The sequence below is a fragment of the Variovorax sp. Soil_C_17 genome, from assembly GCF_057657265.1.
The window spans coordinates 422,280-438,521 of the sequence record NZ_JBDGIT010000003.1 but is presented as its reverse complement, the minus strand read 5'-3'; the positions used below and the strand labels follow the sequence as shown (position 1 = coordinate 438,521).

General features: G+C 67.2%; 12 protein-coding genes. All 12 read left to right on the top strand.

Annotated elements, in window-relative coordinates:
• The first annotated feature begins 21 nt into the window (after nt 1-21).
• Nucleotides 22-1,818: an extracellular solute-binding protein gene (locus AC3A6Y_RS17180; RefSeq protein WP_487869437.1), complete on the top strand. Its 1,797-nt coding sequence runs from the start codon at nt 22-24 to the stop codon at nt 1,816-1,818.
• A 10-nt stretch (nt 1,819-1,828) separates the two neighbouring features.
• Nucleotides 1,829-2,863 carry a microcin C ABC transporter permease YejB gene (locus AC3A6Y_RS17175; RefSeq protein ID WP_487869436.1) on the top strand — a complete coding sequence of 345 codons (1,035 nt, stop codon included), beginning with the start codon at nt 1,829-1,831 and terminating at the stop codon, nt 2,861-2,863.
• Nucleotides 2,847-3,965, top strand: coding sequence for an ABC transporter permease (locus tag AC3A6Y_RS17170; protein ID WP_487869435.1), 1,119 nt, complete (start codon nt 2,847-2,849; stop codon nt 3,963-3,965). The genes AC3A6Y_RS17175 and AC3A6Y_RS17170 overlap by 17 nt, the downstream gene beginning before the upstream one ends.
• On the top strand, nt 3,962-5,638 hold the full coding sequence (locus tag AC3A6Y_RS17165; protein ID WP_487869434.1) for an ABC transporter ATP-binding protein: 1,677 nt from the start codon (nt 3,962-3,964) through the stop codon (nt 5,636-5,638). Before AC3A6Y_RS17170 ends, AC3A6Y_RS17165 begins: the two co-directional genes overlap by 4 nt.
• 23 nt (nt 5,639-5,661) lie before the next feature.
• Entirely contained in the window at nt 5,662-6,867 is a 1,206-nt protein-coding gene (locus AC3A6Y_RS17160) for a YbfB/YjiJ family MFS transporter (RefSeq protein ID WP_487869433.1), read from the top strand.
• Nucleotides 6,868-7,029: 162 nt separating this feature from the next.
• Nucleotides 7,030-7,653 (top strand): ribosome maturation factor RimP, encoded by a 624-nt coding sequence (gene rimP, locus AC3A6Y_RS17155; RefSeq protein WP_487869432.1) that lies wholly within the window; start codon nt 7,030-7,032, stop codon nt 7,651-7,653.
• Between the two features lie 17 nt (nt 7,654-7,670).
• Entirely contained in the window at nt 7,671-9,155 is a 1,485-nt protein-coding gene (gene nusA / locus AC3A6Y_RS17150; RefSeq protein ID WP_487869431.1) for a transcription termination factor NusA, read from the top strand.
• Between the two features lie 24 nt (nt 9,156-9,179).
• Nucleotides 9,180-12,098 carry a translation initiation factor IF-2 gene (gene infB / locus AC3A6Y_RS17145; RefSeq protein ID WP_487869430.1) on the top strand — a complete coding sequence of 973 codons (2,919 nt, stop codon included), beginning with the start codon at nt 9,180-9,182 and terminating at the stop codon, nt 12,096-12,098.
• A gap of 29 nt (nt 12,099-12,127) precedes the next feature.
• On the top strand, nt 12,128-12,499 hold the full coding sequence (gene rbfA, locus AC3A6Y_RS17140) for a 30S ribosome-binding factor RbfA (RefSeq protein ID WP_487869429.1): 372 nt from the start codon (nt 12,128-12,130) through the stop codon (nt 12,497-12,499).
• A gap of 2 nt (nt 12,500-12,501) precedes the next feature.
• Nucleotides 12,502-13,446: a tRNA pseudouridine(55) synthase TruB gene (truB, locus tag AC3A6Y_RS17135; RefSeq protein ID WP_487869428.1), complete on the top strand. Its 945-nt coding sequence runs from the start codon at nt 12,502-12,504 to the stop codon at nt 13,444-13,446.
• A complete protein-coding gene (gene typA / locus AC3A6Y_RS17130) occupies nt 13,443-15,278 on the top strand; it encodes a translational GTPase TypA (protein WP_487869427.1) in 1,836 nt (611 codons plus the stop codon). The genes truB and typA overlap by 4 nt, the downstream gene beginning before the upstream one ends.
• Complete coding sequence (locus AC3A6Y_RS17125) at nt 15,241-16,182, top strand: DMT family transporter (protein ID WP_487869426.1); 942 nt, start codon at nt 15,241-15,243, stop codon at nt 16,180-16,182. The genes typA and AC3A6Y_RS17125 overlap by 38 nt, the downstream gene beginning before the upstream one ends.
• The last annotated feature ends 60 nt before the right edge of the window (nt 16,183-16,242 follow it).

The window sequence follows — 16,242 nt, the reverse complement described above, 5'->3', positions numbered from 1 at the left end:
AATCTTGGGCAGAATTCTCGCATGCGAGGTTGGCTGCTCTTGGTGTTGGCGCTCTCGGCTGCTCCCTCGTGGGCCGCCCATGCGTACGCGCAATTCGGGGATATCAAGTACCCGCCGGGCTTCACGCATTTCGACTACGTGAACCCCGAGGCGCCCAAGGGCGGCGAGATCCGCATGGTGCCTCCGATTGCCGTCACCAACTTCGACAAGTTCAACCCCTTCACCCTCAAAGGCACCCCGCCGGCCGGCCTGGGGCAACTGGTGTTCGAGAGCCTGCTCATTGGCAACGACGAGGAGCCCACTACGGCCTACGGTCTGCTGGCCGAGGACGTGGAAGTGGCGCCGGACAGGCGCTCCGCGACCTTTAGGATCCGGCCCGAGGCGCGCTTCAACGACGGCACGCCCGTGCTCGCGGCCGATGTGGTCTATTCGTTCGAGACCTTGACCGGCAAACTCGCGGCGCCACAGTTCAAGACCATCTATGCCGAAGTGAAGGGCGTGAAGGCGCTGGGTGAGCGCACCGTGCGATTCGATTTTGCGAGCAGCAACAGGGAGCTCCCGCTGGTGGTCGGCGGCATGGCGGTCTTCAGCCGCGCCTGGGGTGGCGGCAAGCCTTTCGACCAGATCAACGCCGAGCTGCCGATCGCGTCGGGACCCTACCAGCCGGCCAGCGCGCGCCTGGGACGCGACATCACCTACGTGCGCGATCCCAGGTACTGGGGCGCGAACTTGGCGGTTCGAAGGGGCCAGCTCAACTTCGACCGCGTCACCTACAAGCTCTACCTCGACGAGACGGCGCGCTTCGAAGGACTGAAGGCAGGCGAGTTCGACTTCATGCGCGAGTTCATCTCACGCAACTGGGCGCGCCAGTACTACGGCAAGCCCTTCGAGACCGGCGAGCTCAGGAAGCAGGCCTTCGAGAACCGCAACCCCGGCGACTTCCAGGGCTACATCTTCAATCTGCGAAAGCCGAAGTTCCAGGACATCCGGGTGCGGCAGGCATTGGGCCTGACCATGGATTTCGAGTGGCTCAACCGGCAGATGTTCTATGGCCTGTACAAGCGGGCCGTCGGCTACTTCCCCAACAGCGATTTCCATGCAGCAGGCTTGCCCGGCCCGGATGAACTTGCGTTGCTCGAGCCGCTGCGCAAGCAGCTTCGGCCAGAGGTCTTCGGTCCGGCGCCGGTGCCACCCAGCACGGATCCTCCCTCCAGCTTGCGCGAAAACCTGCGCAAGGCGCGCGCCTTGTTGGCCGAGGCCGGCTGGACCTATCGCGACGGCTCGCTGCGCAACGCCAAGGGCGAGGCCATGACCATCGAGTACCTGAACGCGCAGCCCTCCGGCAACCGGCTGGTGCTGCCCATGCAGGCCGCGATGCGCAAGCTGGGCATCGAGCTCACCATCCGCAACGTGGACGGCTCGCTCTACCAGCAGCGCATGGACGAATTCGACTTCGAGTTCAGCAGCCTGCGCAAGCCCGGCACCACGGCACCCGGCGGCGAGTTGTTCGACTATTTCGGCTCCAAGGCGGCCGATACATCGGGCTCTGCCAACATCTGGGGCATCCGCGATCCGGCGGTCGATGCGTTGCTGCAGAAGGTGGTGGAAGCCACCACGAGGCCTGAACTGTCTGCCGCCATGCGCTCGCTCGACCGGGTGCTCTCCCACGGCTATTACTCGATCCCTCAATGGACGAGCAACAGCTTCCTGGTCGGCTATCGTCCGGGGCGCTTCGTGCTGCCCAAGCCGCTGCCGCCGTATTACGACGCCGGCACCTGGGCCGTGTCGACGTGGTGGGCTTCGCCCTCCAACAAGTGAGGCACCCTCCATGGCCAGCTACATTCTCAAACGCCTGCTGCTGATGGTGCCGACGCTGCTGGGCGTGCTGATCTTGACCTTCGGCGTGATCCAGTTCGTGCCGGGCGGCCCGGTGGAGCAGATGGTGTCGCAATTGCAGGGCCGCGACTCCGGCGGCGAACGGGCTGCGACCGGGGGCGCGGGCTACCGCGGCCGCCAAGGGCTGGACCCCCGGCGCATCGAGGAAATCAAGCAGCTCTACGGTTTCGACAAGCCGCCGCTTGAACGCTTCTGGCAGATGCTCAAGGGCTATGCACGGTTCGACCTCGGCAACAGCTTCTACCAGCGCAAGGCCGTTTGGGAACTGGTCAAGGAGAAGTTGCCGGTCTCGATCAGCCTGGGCCTGTGGACCTTCTTCATCAGCTACCTGATCGCCGTGCCGCTGGGCGTCGCCAAGGCCGTGCGCGCGGGCACGCGCTTCGACTTCATCACGACGCTCATCGTTCTGATCGGCTACGCCATTCCGGGCTTCGTTCTCGGCGTAGCGCTGCTCGTGATCTTCGGCGGCCAGTTGCAGTGGTTCCCGCTGCGGGGGTTGACCTCGTCGAATTGGGAAAGCATGAGCTGGGGCGCCCGCATCGTCGACTACCTCTGGCACATCGCACTCCCGGTCACGGCCATGGTGCTCGGCAGCTTCGCAGTGACAGCCATGCTGACCAAGAACTCCTTTCTCGAGGAGATCCGCAAGCAGTACGTGCTGACGGCGCGCGCCAAGGGCCTGAGCGACCGCCGGGTGCTCTGGAAGCATATCTTTCGCAACGCCTTGATCCCCATCATCACGGGCTTTCCGGCCGCCTTCATCGGCGCCTTCTTCACAGGCTCGCTGCTCATCGAAACCCTTTTCTCCCTCGACGGACTCGGCCTCCTGAGCTACGAAAGCGTGATTCGGCGCGACTATCCCGTGGTCCTGGGCACGCTCTATCTCTTCACTCTGATCGGCCTGGTGACCAAGCTGATCAGCGACCTTTGCTACGTGTGGGTGGATCCGCGTGTCAAGTTCGATTGAGTCGCCCATCAGCGCCGATCTTTCGGAGCGGTCCGAAAGGCAAGCGCGGGCACCGGCCGGCCGGGCCGGAACGACCGGCAGTCTCAGCCCCGCCCGCCGCGCTTGGCTCCGCTTCAAGCGCAACAAGCTCGGCTTCTGGAGCCTGATGCTCTTCAGCGTCCTGGTGGTGTTGAGCCTGTTTGCCGAACTGATTTCGACCGACAAGCCGCTGGTTGTGCGCTATGAGGGGCAGACCTACTTCCCCGTGCTGCGCGACTACTCCGAAAAAACCTTCGGCGGCGATTTCGAGACGCCGGCCGACTACCTCGATCCCTTCATCCGCGAGCGCATCACGCAAGGCGGCAACTGGGCGCTCTACGCGCCCAATCCCTACGGCCCCAAGACGCTCAACTACTTCGCCAGGTCGCCTAACCCCGCTGCACCCTCCGGCGAGAACTTCTTCGGCACCGACGACCGCGGCCGCGACCTGCTGGCGCAATTGATCTATGGCTTCCGCGTGAGCGTGTTGTTCGCACTGGCGCTGACCGTCATCGGCGTGGTGCTGGGCATCATCACGGGCGCGATCCAGGGCTTTTTCGGCGGCAAGATCGACCTCGCGTTCCAGCGCTTCATCGAGATCTGGGGTTCGATGCCGGAGCTGTACCTGCTGATCATTTTTAGCGCCGTGTTCGCGCCGAGTGTCGCGCTGTTGCTGATCCTCTTGAGCCTGTTCGGCTGGATGGGCCTGTCGGACTACGTCCGCGCCGAGTTCCTGCGCAACCGGCAGATGGACTATGTGCGCGCCGCGCGCGCGCTCGGCGTGGGCAACCTGCAGATCATGTGGCGCCACATCCTGCCCAACAGCATGACGCCGGTCGTAACCTTCCTGCCTTTCCGCATGAGCGCGGCGATCCTGGCGCTGACCTCGCTGGACTTCCTGGGCCTGGGCGTGCCGCCCGGGACGCCTTCGCTGGGCGAGTTGCTGAGCCAGGGCAAGGCCAACATCGATGCCTGGTGGATCTCGATTTCCACTTTCGGCGTTCTCGTCGTCACGCTGATGCTGCTGACGTTCATGGGCGACGCGCTGCGCGACGCGCTCGATCCGCGAAAGGCGGAGCAATGAACAACAAGGGGCTGTTGCTCGACGTCAAGGGGCTGCGGGTCGCCTTCGGCGGCAAGGAGGTGGTGCATGGCGTCGATTTGCAGCTTGCCGCGGGCGAGAAGGTGGCGCTGGTGGGCGAATCGGGTTCCGGCAAGACCGTGACCGCGTTGAGCCTGCTGCGGCTGACCCAGTACGCCGAAGTGTCGGGCCATGCAGCCTTCGCGGCTTCCGACGACCGGGCCGGTCCACGCGACCTGCTGTCCCTGCCCGAGCGCGAGCTGCGTGCCATCCGCGGCAAGGAAATCGCCATGATCTTCCAGGAGCCGATGACCGCGCTCAACGCGCTCTACAGCGTCGGCGACCAGATTGCGGAGGTGCTGGAGCTGCACGAGGCGATGCCGAAGCGGGCGGCGCAAGAGGCTGCAGTGCAGCTGCTGGCCGACACCGGCATTCCCGAGCCGCAGCGGCGGGCGCGGGCCTTTCCGCACCAGCTCTCCGGCGGCCAGCGCCAGCGCGCCATGATCGCGATGGCCCTGGCATGCAAGCCGCGGTTGCTGCTGGCCGACGAGCCGACCACCGCGCTCGACGTGACCGTGCGCGCGCAGATCCTGGAGCTGCTGGCCGAATTGCAGGACAAGCACCGCATGGCGGTGCTGATGATCACCCACGACCTGAACCTGGTGCGCCGATTCGCCGATCGCGTGGCGGTGATGGAGGACGGCCACATCGTCGAGCAGGGCGCGGTGGCCACCGTGTTCGGCGCTCCGCAGCATCCCTACACCCGCAAGCTGATCGACAGCCGGCCGGTGCGCGACGTGCCGCCCGTGCCGGCGCGGGACGAGCCGCCGGGCCGCTCCCCAGGCGAAAACCGGAGCCGAGGGACAAGGTACACCGATGAGCCGCCGGTGCTCGAGGCCGAGGGACTGCGCGTGAGCTATCCGGTCTCGCGGCCCGGCTTGGCCGGCTGGTTCCGCAAGGGCGAGTTCGTGGCGGTGCAGGGCGCCGATTTCCGCATCGCGCAGGGCGAGACCCTGGGCGTGGTGGGCGAGTCGGGCTCGGGCAAGTCGACGCTGGCGCTGGCTGCGCTGGGCCTGCTCAAGCACAGCGGCAGCCTGGGAGTCGCGGGCCAGCGCTGGAACGCGGGCGGGGCAAGCAATCGCGCGCTGCGCCGGCAGATGCAGGTGGTGTTCCAGGACCCGTTTTCCTCGCTCTCGCCGCGCATGACGGTGGAGCAGATCGTCGGCGAGGGCCTGACCGTCCATGCGCCGGAACTGGACGTCGCTGCCCGCCGCACGCGGGCGCTGGCGGCGCTGGCCGACGTGGGCCTGAGCGAGACCCAGTTCCCGTCGCTGCTCGACCGCTACCCGCACGAGTTCTCGGGCGGCCAGCGCCAGCGGCTGGCCATCGCGCGGGCGCTGATCGTCGACCCGCGGCTGCTGGTGCTGGACGAGCCCACCAGCGCGCTGGACGTCACCATCCAGAAGCAGGTGCTGGGGCTGCTGCAGCGCCTGCAGCGCGAGCGCGGCCTGAGCTACCTGCTGATCACGCACGACGTCGAGGTGATCCGCGCCATGGCGCACCAGGTCATCGTGATGAAGGATGGGGCCATCCTCGAATCCGGCGCCGCCCTGCGGGTCCTCGATGCACCCGAACATCCCTATACGCAGAAGCTGGTGGCCGCGGCCGTTGGCTGATTGGAAGAACACGGGACGAATCGATGTCGACAATCGGAAGCGAGCGGCGCGGCGCCTGGCGTGCGGCGCTGGCCTGCATGGTGACACTGGCGGTGGCGATGGGCCTGGGGCGCTTCGCCTTCACGCCCATGCTGCCGGTCATGCTGCACGAGGGCAAGCTGGACCTGCAGGAAGGCGGCCTGCTGGCCTCGCTCAACTACCTGGGCTATTTCGCGGGTGCGTTGTCGTGTGCGGCGATCCGGCTCGAGGCCACTGCCATGGTGCGCGGCGGACTGGTCGCCACGGCGGCGCTGCTGCTGGGGATGGGGCTCTGGGACGACTTCACCGTCTGGGGCGTGCTGCGCACGGCGGCCGGAGTGGTCAGCGCCTGGACCTTCGTCTTTGCCTCGGGATGGGGCCTCAGGCGCCTCGCCGAGACGCATGCGCCGACGCTGCAGGGCGTGATCTACACGGGGCCCGGGATCGGAATCGTGGTCACGGGGCTCTTGGGCAGCACGATCGGGCGCTGGGGCTCGGAAGCCGGCTGGATCGGCTTCGGCCTGCTCTCGGGGGTGCTGATCGCCGGCGTGTGGCGCATCTTCGGCGATGGCGCCCATTCCCATGTGGCCGCACCGGCTGCGGGCGCAGCGGCCGCCGGACAGGGCGAGTACGCCACGGCCCGCAGCGATGCGCGCTGGCTGATCGCGCTCTATGGCCTGGCCGGCTTCGGCTACATCATCACCGCCACCTTCCTGCCCGTGATCGCGCGCCAGGCGCTGACGGGCTCGTCCTGGCCGGACTTGTTCTGGCCGATGTTCGGCCTGGCGGTGGTCCCGGGCGCGCTCATCGGCGCGCGGGCGCCGGTGCAGTGGGACAACCGGCTGTTGCTCGCGCTCGCCTACGGGCTGCAGGCGCTCGGCGTGCTGCTGTCGGTGGCCTGGCCCAGCATCGCCGGTTTTCTGTTGGGCAGCCTGCTGCTGGGGCTGCCTTTCACGGCGATTACCTTGTTCGCGATGCGGGATGCGCGCCGCCTGCGCGGCAACGCGGCGGCCGGGCTGATCGGCTATGCCACCGCCTCCTACGGCGTCGGCCAGATCCTGGGGCCGCTCTTCGCCGCGCCTCTGGCGCAGCGCACCGGCTCCTTCGCCGTGCCGCTGCTGGCGGCGGCCGGTGCGCTGGCGCTCGGCGCACTGCTGTTCGCCTGGGTCTGGTGGCGCTCCAGGCGGCCGGCAGGCGCATTTGCCGCGTAGAACCCCGCGTTTCCTGACGTGTTTGGCATATAATTCGAGGCTCACGACCAAACGGGCGGGTACTTACCGCCCGTTTTTTATTGGTCGAAGCATTTTTCCGGAGCGCCGAGCGGGCGGCGCACCGGGCACACACAGACAGAAGCAGAAGGCGCACTCAAGCACGTGGCATTGCAGCAGACAGTGGAACGAACCGTGGCCGGCCTCGGCTACGACCTGGTCGAGATCGAACGCTCGGCGGGAGGATTGCTGCGTGTCACGATTGATTTGCCCTGGAGCGGCCCCACATCGGATGCGGTGGCGCCCGAAGTGCCCGAGGCTTTCGTCACCGTCGAGGACTGCGAGAAGGTCACCCGCCAGCTGCAGTTTGCGCTCGAGGTGGACAGCATCGACTACAAGCGGCTCGAGGTTTCTTCGCCGGGGATTGACCGGCCGCTGCGCAATGAGCAGGATTTCGAACGATTCATCGGCGAGGTGATCGACATCACGCTGAAGGCGCCCATGGGCGCCGCCGCGGCTGGCCAGGTGGCGGCCAACCGCAAGAAGTTTCGCGGCACTCTGGAGCGGGTCGCAGGGGCAGACGGCGCCCAGGGCTGGCAGATCGTCTGGAACCAGGAGCCCGAAGGAAAGACGGCGCCGAAGCCCGGTCAGAAAGTCAGCAGGAAGCGCGCGCCCGCGCCGATGCAGGCGCTCGGCTTCACGCTGGACGAGCTGCGCGAGGCGCGGCTCGCCCCGATCGTGGATTTCAAGGGGCGCAGGCCCAAACCCGACATGACGGCGTCGGAATGAACAAGGAGAGTGGTGGCATGAATCGCGAAATGTTGATGTTGGTGGATGCGATCTCGCGAGAGAAGAACGTCGAGCGTGACGTGGTCTTCGGCGCGGTCGAGTCCGCCCTGGCGCAAGCCACCAAGAAGCTCTACCAGGGCGATGTGGACATCCGCGTCGCGGTGGACCGCGACAGCGGCGACTACGAGACCTTCCGCCGCTGGCACGTGGTGCCCGACGAAGCCGGCCTGCAGCTGCCCGACCAGGAAATCCTGCTGTTCGAGGCCAAGGAAGAGATGCCCGACATCGAGGTCGACGAGTACATCGAGGAGTCGGTGGAATCGGTGCCGATCGGCCGTATCGGCGCGATGGCGGCCAAGCAGGTCATCCTCCAGAAGATCCGCGACGCCGAGCGCGAGATGCTGCTCAACGACTTCATGTCGCGCGGCGAGAAGATCTTCACCGGCACCGTCAAGCGCCTCGACAAGGGCGACATCATCGTCGAGGCCGGCCGCGTCGAGGGTCGCCTGCGCCGCAGCGAGATGATCTCCAAGGAAAACCTGCGCAACGGCGACCGCGTGCGGGCCATGATCATGGAGGTCGACCTCACGCTGCGCGGCGCGCCCATCATCCTGTCGCGCGCGGCGCCCGCGTTCATGATCGAGCTGTTCCGCCAGGAAGTGCCCGAGATCGAGCAGGGCCTGCTCGAGATCAAGAGCTGCGCCCGCGACCCCGGCTCGCGCGCCAAGATCGCCGTGCTCTCGCACGACAAGCGGGTCGACCCCATCGGCACTTGCGTCGGCGTGCGCGGCACGCGCGTCAACGCCGTCACCAACGAGCTCGCCGGCGAGCGCGTGGACATCGTGCTGTGGAGCGAGGACCCGGCCCAGTTCGTGATCGGTGCGCTGGCCCCGGCCAACGTGTCCTCGATCGTGGTCGACGAGGAAAAGCACGCCATGGACGTGGTGGTCGACGAGGAAAACCTCGCGATCGCGATCGGCCGCGGCGGCCAGAACGTGCGGCTCGCTTCCGAGCTGACCGGCTGGAAGATCAACATCATGGACGCCAACGAGTCGGCCCAGAAGCAGGCGAGCGAGACCGACGCCAGCCGCAAGCTCTTCATGGAGAAGCTCGATGTCGACGAGGAAATCGCCGACATCCTGATCTCCGAGGGCTTCACCAGCCTGGAAGAGGTGGCCTATGTGCCGATCTCCGAGCTGCTCGAGATCGAGAGCTTCGACGAAGACACCATCAACGAGCTGCGCTCGCGTGCCAAGGATGCGCTGCTCACCATGGAAATCGCCCGGGAAGAGAACGTCGAGAGCGTCTCGCAGGACCTGCGCGACCTCGAGGGCCTCGACCCCGCCCTGATCCCGAAGTTGGCCGATGCCGGCGTGCACACGCGCGACGACCTGGCCGACCTCGCGGTCGACGAACTCACCGAAATCACCGGCCAGAGCGCCGATGAAGCCAAGAACCTCATCTTGAAGGCCCGCGAACACTGGTTCGCCGGCCAAGAGTGACGGTCATGGAGGCACGAAAGCAATATGTCCAGTACCACTGTCGCCGAGTTCGCGAACGAGCTCAAGAAGACGCCCGAAATCCTGCTTGACCAGCTCAAGAGCGCGGGCGTGACCAAGGCTGCCGTCACCGACGCGCTCACCGAGGCCGACAAGCAGCGCCTGCTCGGCTTCCTGAAAGCCAGCCATGGCACGGTCGACCCCGAGCGCAAGAAGATCACGCTGACCAAGAAGTCGACCACCGAGATCAAGCAGGCCGACGCCACTGGCCGTGCGCGCACGATCCAGGTCGAGGTGCGCAAGAAGCGCACCTTCATCCAGCGTGACGAGGGTCACCCGGCCACGCCTGAGCCGGTGAAGGCGGTCGCTGCCGCCCCGGAGTCCGTCGCTGCCGAGCCCGCCGCGCCGCGCATCGACGAAGCCGAGCTCGCGCGCCGCGAGGAAGAGGCGCGCCGCCAGGCCGAGCTGATCCGCCGCCAGGAGGAAGAGCTGGTCGAGAAGCGACGTCTGCGCGAGGAAGCCGAAGCGCGCGAGCGCGAGAAGGTCGAGCGCGCCGAGCAGGCCGAGCAGGCTGCCCGCGCCGCGCGTGCCAAGGCAGCGGCCGAGAAGGCTGCCGCCGCCGTGACCGAAGGCGCGCCCGAAGCGCCCGAGGAAGCCCCGGCCGTGACCGACCGCAAGGCCGCCGCCGAGGCCGCTGCCGCCCAGGTCAAGGAAGACGCCAAGGCCAAGGCGGCCGCCGAATCGAAGGCCCGTGCAGACGAGGAAGCGGCGCGCGCCAAGGACCTCGACGAACGCCGCCGCAAGGCGCTCGCCGAGGCCGAAGCCATTCGCGCCATGATGAATGCACCGGCCCGTGTGCTGGTCCCGCACAAGGCACCCGAGAAGCCGGCGCCGGAAGCCAAGGCCGCAGGCGTCAAGGGAACGCTGCACAAGCCGGCCGCACCGGCCGCCCGCACGGCGGCGCCCGGCGCACCCGGCGCCCCGGCGGCGCCCGGTGCGGGCAAGGAAGTCAAGTCGGCCAAGCTCTCCTCGAGCTGGGCCGGCGACACCGCCAAGAAGAAGGAAATCAAGACCCGCGGCGATGCCAGCGGCGGCGTCGGCCGCGGCAACTGGCGCGGCGGCCCGCGCGGGCGTCGCGGCAATGACCGTGGCGGCCAGGAAGAACGCGTGCAGGCCGCGCCGGTCGAGGCGCGCGTGCTCGAAGTGCACGTGCCCGAGACCATCACGGTTTCCGAGCTGGCGCACAAGATGGCCGTCAAGGCCTCGGAAGTCATCAAGCAGTTGATGAAGCTGGGACAGATGGCGACCATCAACCAGTCGCTGGACCAGGACACCGCGATGATCATCGTGGAGGAAATGGGCCACAGCGCGGTCGTCGCCGCGCTGGACGATCCGGAAGCCTTCACAGACGAGGACGTGTCGGCGCAGCAGGCCGAGGCGCTGCCGCGTGCGCCGGTCGTGACCGTGATGGGCCACGTCGACCACGGCAAGACCTCGCTGCTGGACTACATCCGCCGCACCAAGGTCGCGGCGGGCGAGGCCGGCGGCATCACGCAGCACATCGGTGCGTACCACGTGCACACCGATCGCGGCATGGTGTCCTTCCTGGACACCCCGGGCCACGAGGCCTTCACGGCGATGCGGGCTCGCGGTGCCCAGGCAACCGACATCGTGATCCTGGTGGTGGCTGCGGACGACGGCGTCATGCCCCAGACCAAGGAAGCCATCAGCCACGCCAAGGCGGCCAAGGTGCCGATCGTGGTGGCGATCAACAAGATCGACAAGCCCGATGCCAACCTCGACCGCGTCAAGCAGGAACTGGTGGCCGAGGAAGTGGTGCCCGAGGAGTACGGTGGCGAAACGCCTTTCGTGTCGGTGTCTGCGAAGACCGGCCAGGGCGTGGACGACCTGCTCGAGCAGGTGCTGCTGCAGGCCGAGGTGCTGGAGCTCAAGGCGCCGGTCGATGCCGCCGCCAAGGGCCTGGTGATCGAAGCACAACTGGACAAGGGCCGCGGCCCGGTCGCGACCGTGCTGGTGCAGTCCGGCACGCTCAAGATCGGCGACGTGGTGCTGGCGGGTTCGACCTACGGCCGCGTGCGCGCCATGCTGGACGAAGACGGCAAGCCGACCAAGGAGGCGGGCCCCTCGATCCCCGTGGAAATCCAGGGCTTGACCGAGGTGCCGCAGGCCGGCGACGAGTTCATGGTGATGGGCGACGAGCGCCGTGCGCGCGAGATCGCGACCTACCGCGCGGGCAAGTTCCGCAACACCAAGCTGGCCAAGCAGCAGGCCGCCAAGTTCGAGAACGTGTTCTCGGAACTGGGCGCCGAGGTCAAGACGCTGCCCATCATCATCAAGGCCGACGTCCAGGGCTCGCAGGAAGCGCTCGCGCAGTCGCTGCTCAAGCTCTCGACCGATGAGGTCAAGGTGCAGGTGGTGTACGCAGCGGTGGGCGGCATCAGCGAGTCGGACATCAACCTCGCGATCGCCTCCAAGGCGACGGTCATCGGCTTCAACGTGCGGGCCGACGCCGGCGCGCGCCGCCTGGCCGAGGGCAACAACGTCGGCATCAGCTACTACAGCATCATCTACGACGCGGTGGACGAGCTGAAGACGGCGATGGCCGGCATGCTGGCGCCGGAGCGACGCGAAGAGGTCATCGGCTCGGCCGAGATCCGCACCGTGTTCGTGGCGTCCAAGATCGGCACGGTCGCGGGCTGCTACGTCACCTCGGGCTACGTGACCCGCAGCGCGCATTTCCGCCTGCTGCGCGACAACGTTGTCGTCTACACCGGCGAGCTGGAGTCGCTCAAGCGCATGAAGGACGACGTGCGCGAAGTGCGCGAAGGCTTCGAGTGCGGTATCAAGCTCAAGAACTACAACGACATCAAGGAAGGTGATCAGCTGGAGTTCTTCGAGATCAAGGAGATCGCGCGCACGCTGTAAGGCGTCACCAAGCGTCACGAATCCTGGCCATGCCCAAGAGAAAAGCCGCAACCCCCAATCGCGCCTTCAAGGTCGCCGATCAGATCCAGCGCGATCTGACGGAGCTGATCGCGCGCGAGTTGAAGGACCCGCGGGTGGGCATGGTCACGATCCAGGCGGTCGAGGTCACGCCCGACTACGCGCACGCGAAGGTCTTCTTCAGCCTGCTGGTGGGCGATCCGGTGGAAACCACCGAGGCGCTGAACCAGGCGGCCGGCTTCTTGCGCAACGGCCTCTTCAAGCGGCTGCACATCCATACCGTGCCCACGCTGCATTTCCAGTTCGATCGCACCACCGAGCGCGCCGCCGACATGAATGCGCTGATCGCGCAGGCCGTCGCCTCCCGTTCCAAAGAAGACTGAGGATGAACGCGCCACGCACAAGGGTGCAGCGGCGCCCTGTGCATGGGGTGCTTCTGCTCGACAAGCCGCTGGGCCTGTCCAGCAACCAGGCCTTGCAGAAGGCCAAGTGGTTGCTGCGCGCCGAAAAGGCCGGGCACACGGGCACGCTCGATCCCTTGGCCAGCGGCGTGCTGCCGCTGTGCTTCGGGGCGGCGACCAAGTTCAGCCAGCTGCACCTCGACGCGGACAAGACCTACGAAGCCACTGCCCGGCTGGGCATCCGGACCTCCACCGGCGACGCCGAGGGCGAGGTGATCGAGGAGCGCCCGGTTGCCGTTACGCCCGCGGACCTGGCGCGCGTGCAGGCAAAGTTCACCGGCCCGATCCGCCAGGTGCCGCCGATGCACAGCGCCCTCAAGAAAGACGGCAAGGCGCTCTACGAGTATGCCCGCGAAGGCATCGAGGTCGAGCGCGCGGCGCGCGATGTCGTGATCCACGCGCTGGAGCTCGTTCAGCTGTCGGCGCAAGAGATTCGCATCCGGGCCAGCGTGAGCAAGGGCACCTACATCCGCACGCTGGGCGAGGACATCGGCACGGCGCTCGGCTGCGGCGCCCATCTCAGCGCCTTGCGCCGCACGGCCACCGGCAGCTTCGACGCCTCGCAGTGCGTCACGCTGGAGGCGCTGGAGGCGATGAGCGAGGCGCAGCGCATCGCCCGGCTGTTGCCGACCGAGGCCCTGGTCGCCGGCCACACCTGCGTCACGCTCTGCGCCGAAGATGCGGCACGTTTCCTGTCGGGCCTGCGCCGCCGCGGCGCCTGGCCCGATGCAGCGGAGGTCGCCGTCTTCGGCCAGGCCCCGCCCGCCTTTCTCGGCACGGCCCACGTGAAGGCCGGCGAACTGATCCCGGGGCGCTTGCTGAACCCCATCGAAATCCAGCAGACACTTTTGACCGAAGCCACACCATGAGCACCAATCAGATCCGCAACATCGCCATCATTGCCCACGTGGACCATGGCAAGACCACGATGGTCGACCAGCTGCTGCGCCAGTCCGGCACCTTCGCGGCGCACGAGAAAGTGGTCGACACCGTGATGGACAACAACGCCATCGAGAAAGAGCGCGGCATCACCATCCTGGCCAAGAACTGTGCCGTGACGTGGAAGGGCATGCACATCAACATCGTCGACACCCCCGGCCACGCCGACTTCGGCGGCGAGGTGGAGCGTGCGCTCAGCATGGTGGACGGCGTGGTCCTGCTGATCGACGCCCAGGAAGGGCCGATGCCCCAGACCCGCTTCGTCACCAAGAAGGCGCTCGCCCTGGGCCTGAAGCCGATCCTGGTGGTGAACAAGGTCGACAAGCCGGGCGCGCGCCCGGACCACGTGGTCAATGCCGCCTTCGACCTGTTCGACAAGCTGGGCGCAACGGACGAGCAGTTGGACTTCCCCGTGGTCTACGCCTCGGGCATCAACGGCTGGTCGTCGCTGGAAGAGGGCGCGCCGGGCGAGCAGTGGGGTCCTGACATGTCGGCCCTGTTCGACACCATCCTCGAGCACGTGCCGGCCCACGCCGGCGATCCGGATGCGCCCCTGCAGCTGCAGATCTCGGCGATCGACTTCTCGACCTTCGTGGGCCGCATCGGCGTCGGCCGCATCAACGCCGGCACCATCCGCCCCATGATGGATGTGGTCGTGATGGAAGGCCCTGACGGCAAGTCCTTCAAGGGCCGGGTCAACCAGGTGCTGACATTCCAGGGGCTGGAGCGCGTGCAGGCCACCGAAGCCGGCCCGGGCGAGATCGTGCTGATCAACGGCATTGCCGACATCGGCATCGGCGTGACCGTCACCGATCCGGTGACGCCGGCGCCGTTGCCCATGCTCAAGGTCGACGAGCCGACGCTGACGATGAACTTCTGCGTCAACACCAGCCCGCTGGCCGGCCGCGAAGGCAAGTTCGTCACCAGCCGCCAGATCTGGGACCGCCTGCAGAAGGAGCTGCAGCACAACGTGGCCCTGCGCGTCAAGGAGACCGACGAAGAGGGCGTGTTCGAGGTCATGGGCCGGGGCGAACTGCACCTCACGATCCTGCTGGAGAACATGCGCCGCGAGGGTTACGAGCTGGCCGTCTCCAAGCCGCGCGTGGTGTTCCGCGACATCGACGGCGTGCGGCACGAGCCGATCGAGATGGTGACCGCCGACATCGAGGACCAGCACCAGGGCGGCGTGATGCAGGCCTTGGGCGAACGCAAGGGCGAACTGGTCAACATGGAGCCGGATGGCCGCGGCCGCGTGCGCCTCGAATACCGCATTCCGGCGCGCGGCCTGATCGGCTTCACCAACGAGTTCCTGAACCTGACGCGCGGCTCGGGCCTGATCTCGAACATCTTCGACAGCTACGAGCCGCACAAGGGCGAGATCGGCAGCCGCAAGAATGGCGTGCTGATCTCCATGGACGACGGCGAGATCTTCACCTATGCGCTGGGCAAGCTGGACGATCGCGGCCGCATGTTCGTGCGGGCGAACGACCCGGTGTACGAGGGCATGATCGTCGGCATCCACAGCCGCGACAACGACCTGGTGGTCAACGCCACGCGCACCAAGCAGCTCACCAACTTCCGGGTGTCCGGCAAGGAAGACGCGATCAAGATCACTCCGCCGATCGACCTCACGCTCGAATACGGCGTGGAGTTCATCGAGGACGACGAGCTGGTCGAGATCACGCCCAAGAGCGTGCGCTTGCGCAAGCGCCACCTGAAGGAGCATGAGCGCAAGCGGGCCAGCCGCGAGGCCACTGTCTAACACGGTGCTCACGCACGGCCGCGCTGTCTGGCTGATGGTCGCCGTGACCCTGATGTGGGCCACGGCGGGCGTGGTCACGCGCCATCTCGAGCATGCGCGCAGCTTCGAGATCACCTTCTGGCGCAGCTTCTTCACGCTCGCGGCCCTGCTCGTGATCCTGCCGGTCTGGCAGGGGCGGGCCGTGTTCGCGAAGATCCGCAGGGGCGGCCGGGCGCTCTGGATCTCAGGCGTCTGCTGGTGCGTGATGTTCACCGCCTTCATGGTGGCGCTCACGCTGACCAGCGTGGCCAACGTGCTCGTGACCATGGCGCTCGGGCCTCTTCTGACTGCGCTTGCCGCGCGGATCTTCATCGGCCAGCGGCTGCCGCCGCGCACCTGGGCGGCGATCGTGGTGGCCGGCCTCGGCATCGCCTGGATGTACGGCACCCAGCTGGGCGACGGGCTGCTGGCCGGCACCCTGGTGGCGCTCTGCGTGCCGCTGGCCGGCGCCTGCAACTGGACCGTGGTGCAACATGCCCATGCGAAGGGGACCGAGGTGGACCTGGTGCCTTCGGTGCTGGTGGGCGCCGCGATGTCCTCGCTGCTCACGCTGCCGCTGGCCTGGCCTTTCCAGGCCAACACGCACGACGTGGCGTTGCTGGCCTTCCTGGGCGTGTTCCAGCTGGCGATTCCCTGCGTGCTCTCGGTGCTCTGCGCACGGGTGCTGAAGGCGCCGGAGGTGGCCTTGCTGGCGCTGCTGGAGATCATCTTCGGCATCACCCTGGCCTGGCTCGGTGCCGGCGAGGCGCCGTCGTCGAGCGTGCTGGCCGGCGGCGCGCTAGTGATCGGTGCGCTGGTGTTCAACGAATGGCTCGGGCTGCGCGACCGGCGCGCGGCGGCCGTGGCCCTGCCGGGAACCCGGTAGCATCCGGGCTTTCACCTGTTTCGCGCCCGAACTCGGGCGCGTTCAAGACTTTTCATCCAA